The sequence below is a fragment of the Pedobacter kyungheensis genome (assembly GCF_000812965.1).
Classification (GTDB): Bacteria; Bacteroidota; Bacteroidia; order Sphingobacteriales; family Sphingobacteriaceae; genus Pedobacter; species Pedobacter kyungheensis.
In genome coordinates, this window is sequence record NZ_JSYN01000060.1 from 1 (window position 1) to 3900 (window position 3900).

The following is a 3900-nucleotide window of genomic DNA, read 5'->3' on the forward strand; positions in this document are numbered from 1 at the left end:
TTGGTGTTCGGAACGAGGATCATTGGCGTTCAGAACAGGGTCGCCGGGGTTCAGAACGGGGTCATCGGGGTTCGGAACAAGGTCATCGGTGTTCGGAACGGGGTCGCCGGAGTTCGGAACGAGGATCATTGGCGTTTGGAAAGTCTGAAGTCGGAAGTCAGGAGTCCGAAGTCTGGGTGCTTAATCTATCGTTCGCTGCTTAGGTGTGCTTAGGTGTCCGAGGTGGTTGAGCGAGTTTGGAGTTGTGAGTTTGGAGTCGGAGGTTCGCGAGGAGGAATGATGGAAGATGTAAAATAGTCGATAGCATGAAACACCCAACTCTGTGCCCTCTGCGTCTTTTTCCTTTGTGTGCTTTGTGGTAAAAAGTCGGAGGTCGGAGGTCAGGAGTCCGAAGTTTGGGTGCTTAATCTATCGTTCGCTGCTTAGGTGTGCTTAGGTGTCTGAGGTGGTTGAGCGAGTTTGGAGTTTGGAGTCGGAGGTTCGCGAGGAGGAATGATGGAATTAAACACGCGGCTTTGTGCCCTCTGCGTCTTGTTCCTTTGCGTGCTTTGTGGTAAAAAAAGTCGGAGGTCCGGGGTCGGAGGTCTGATGTCTGGGCGTTTAGGATATAGCTTGCTACTCAGGTGTGCTTAGGTGTCTGAGGTGGTCGAGCGAGTTTGGAGTTCTTTGTGGTTAAAAAAAATTAAAGCTGCTGCAAGGCCTTTTTTACCGTCTCCTTATTTGGTTTAGAAATCGGGATTTTTTCTCCCGTGCTCAAAAGCAGGATGCCTCCATCTTCCTTTAACCAGCTTTTTACATATTTCGGGTTTACCAGATGACTTTGGTGTGTTCTTAAAAAGCCATTGGGGCGCAGCAAATCGGCATATTCTTTAAGCGATTTGGAAACCAGTATTTTTTCGCCGTCGGCAAGGAAAAAGTGGGTATAGGTATTATCGGCTTCGCAACGGATAATTTCGGTTAAGCCAATGTACCTGATTTCGTTTTGCATTTGCAGGGCAATTTTGCTCACACTGGCTTCGGGCTTTTTGAGTTGCTGCAGTAAAAAATCGAGTTGCGAAGTTGGGGTTTGTGCAGCCAGTTTGCGCTCGGCTTTATTTACGGCTTCTTTCAGTTCTTCAATATCAACAGGTTTTAGCAGATAATCTAAAGCTGCAAACTTTACCGCCTGTATGCCATATTGATCGTAAGCGGTAACAAAAATCACTTCGAAATTACGCGTTGGGAGCAGTTTTAGTACTTCGAAACCCGTTTGTTCGCCCATTTGAATATCCAGAAATACCAAATCAGGTAGATATTTTTCAATGGCAGCAACGCCATCACATACATCTTGTGCTGTGGCCGCTACCGTTACCTGCTGGCAATGCTTGTTAAGCAAAGCCTGCAGATTTTCTAAGTTGGATATTTCGTCGTCTATTAAAACTGCTCTCATTATTTATAGTCGGTTAAGTTAATGTTTTAACCACACCTGCCCTGCCGTTCAGGCGGGGATGAACACACCTGCCCTACCGTTCGGGCGGGGATAAACACTGATTTTATAGGTGCTACATGGTTTAAATCTATAGCCAATCGGTTAAGGTTAAGCTTATTTTAGTGCCGCCAGGGTTTGATTGTACAGCTAAAGTAAAGCGATTTTCTTTATAAATATCATTTAACAGGGTTATTCTGTTGTTACTCAATTGAAGCCCTAAACCGCTACTCTTTTTTGCGGTGTCGAAGCCATTTCCATTATCGGTAACCGTTAACACCAGATCTTTTCCCTGCTGCATAAAGGCGATGCTAATTTTACCCTCGGCAGCCTTTTTAGATATGCCATGTTTTACCGCATTTTCTACAAAGGGCTGCAGCAGCATGGCTGGTATTTCGATAATGTCTAAATCGAGATCTCCCGGGTGGGTGATTTCATAGTTAAAACCGAAACGCAGTTGCTCCATCTGCAGGTAATCGTCCAGTAAGGTCTTTTCCTGTGCTAAACTGATCAATTCTCTGTCGTGGAGTACATTACGGGTTATGCGGGCAAATTTAGAGAGGTATTTGTTGGCATTATCGATCTCGTTTTTGTTCATTAAGTTTTGAATACCCGAAAGGGCATTAAACATAAAATGTGGGTTTAACTGGGAACGGATAGCATTCAGCCGAAGCTTGGCTGTGTTTTTTTGCTGCTCATTTTCTGCCAGTTTTTTTTGGTTTCGTTTTTTAATGAAGTATAAGATTACGATAAAAGCTAAGCCGATAGCAAGTGCTGCAAACAGTACATAGACCCAAAGTTCACTTTTGCTGTAGTTTTCCTGATCCAAAGTGATGGAGAGGGTATACCTGGCGGTGTATTTTTCCATTTCTGTTGGCGACATCTTAAATCTGGAAAAGGATGAGGGCTGAATGATAATTTCATAATCGCCCGATTTTTTGAAAATACTTTTATCAACCTTTAGGTAAGGCGAAAACTCATTGGCTTCATCAATATAGCCGCCATACAGCCAGGCAGTTGATTCGTAGATTATTTTTTGGGTTTGCTTATCTTTTATGGTGGTGTAGTAGAGGTAATCGATGGCCGATCTGTCTTTCACAAGGGTTAGTTCATCGTCTTTTTCAGTTAAAGTAAGTTGGGTACTTTCTTTAGGGTCGGTTATCGGGCTGTAGTTAACTCCTTTATCTGTTACCGTGCGCTTTAAAAATGCTTTAATTTTTGCTTTAGGAAGTGGCTTACCATATAGCACGGCTTTTTCAATATCAAGCGGCTTTTCGGTGCTGTATACCAAAGTAGTAATTACTTTGCCCTTTACCGGAAAAGTACCCAGTGTTGCAGAACGGAATATTTCTTCGTCGCCGCCTGCGTGGGTATCTTCCAGTTGAGCTTCGTTAATCGATTGATTTACAATCGTTGGTTTGTTATCGATGAGTATGGTATACCTGTAATTTTGTATATGGACTTTTTTCCTGAAATTAATCTGAATATTAACCTGGTTAACCTCAGGTAAGTAACTAAAGGAGGTATTGGGTTGATTGGGGAATATATTAGCGTAGTAGATGTTTTTAGCCGCACTATCTACATGCATCAGCAGTCTCCCACCGGCAGGGTAGGTGCGGGAAAAATTAATGCCTTTTTGCGCCTGTACGGTTGATAGCGCAATGAAGAAGCAGAGTAAAGTAAAAAGTATTTTTTTCATGTTGTTAAGTTTAATATGCATCAAACTTGCCGCAATAATAGCAAAACTAAAACCATAAAACAGTAAAGGCAGGGGGCGAAATAGCAGGGGTAGGGATTGATGCAGTATTTGGAAATTACCTGATTCCTGAAAAAAGTAAAAGCCATTCGGTAGCTAACAAAGCAAGGCTGGCGCACACCGCATAACAGCGAAAGCATTACGATTCCCGCCTGCGCGGGAATGACGATCCCTTCTCTCGCCGTCACCCTGAACTTCCGCCAGGCTGGTCGGACGGGTGTTTCAGGGTCTCTTATTTACCATTGTAAACATAGAAGAGATGCTTCGCTGCGCTCAGCATGACAAAGAGATCATTGAAAGGCGTTACGAAGCAACAGCAAATGAGAAATACTGATCCCGGTGAATAGGAGGGGCAAGGGGAAAACATATGAAGGTGCTGTACGATGAGATTCCCGCCTGCGCGGGAATGACGATTCCCTCTAGCCGTCACACTGCCCTCCGGCATAGGAGATGATGGCAGGAGAAAACGTTAAAGCTTCTGCACAAACGTTCAAATACTACTGCCCAAGGCAGCGTGTTCTTCCCGACCCTTCGGCGGGACTTGCGCTGCCGCTATAAAAGCTTTGACGATTTTATCCAACATCAGATCCAAGCCTTTCAGTTATGCCATTTTGCTGTTGTTTTTATCGGCTGGCATGCTTTCGCTGCGCTCAAGTTTGTTACTTTTGGATCAAGCCAA

At 44.1% G+C, this 3900-nt stretch carries 2 protein-coding genes; both read right to left on the minus strand.

Annotation, left to right across the window (positions count from 1 at the left end):
• Positions 1-682: 682 nt before the first annotated feature.
• Positions 683-1429, minus strand: a complete 747-nt coding sequence (locus OC25_RS26535; RefSeq protein ID WP_039483582.1) for a LytR/AlgR family response regulator transcription factor — start codon at positions 1427-1429, stop codon at positions 683-685.
• 127 nt (positions 1430-1556) lie between these two features.
• A complete protein-coding gene (locus OC25_RS26540) occupies positions 1557-3164 on the minus strand; it encodes a sensor histidine kinase (RefSeq protein ID WP_039483585.1) in 1608 nt (535 codons plus the stop codon).
• Between the last annotated feature and the right edge of the window lie 736 nt (positions 3165-3900).

Excerpts from the sequence above, each read along its gene's own strand:
- OC25_RS26535 (WP_039483582.1), bottom strand. The coding sequence starts at position 1,429 with ATGAGAGCAGTTTTAATAGACGACGAAATATCCAACTTAGAAAATCTG.
- OC25_RS26540 (WP_039483585.1), bottom strand. The coding sequence starts at position 3,164 with ATGAAAAAAATACTTTTTACTTTACTCTGCTTCTTCATTGCGCTATCA.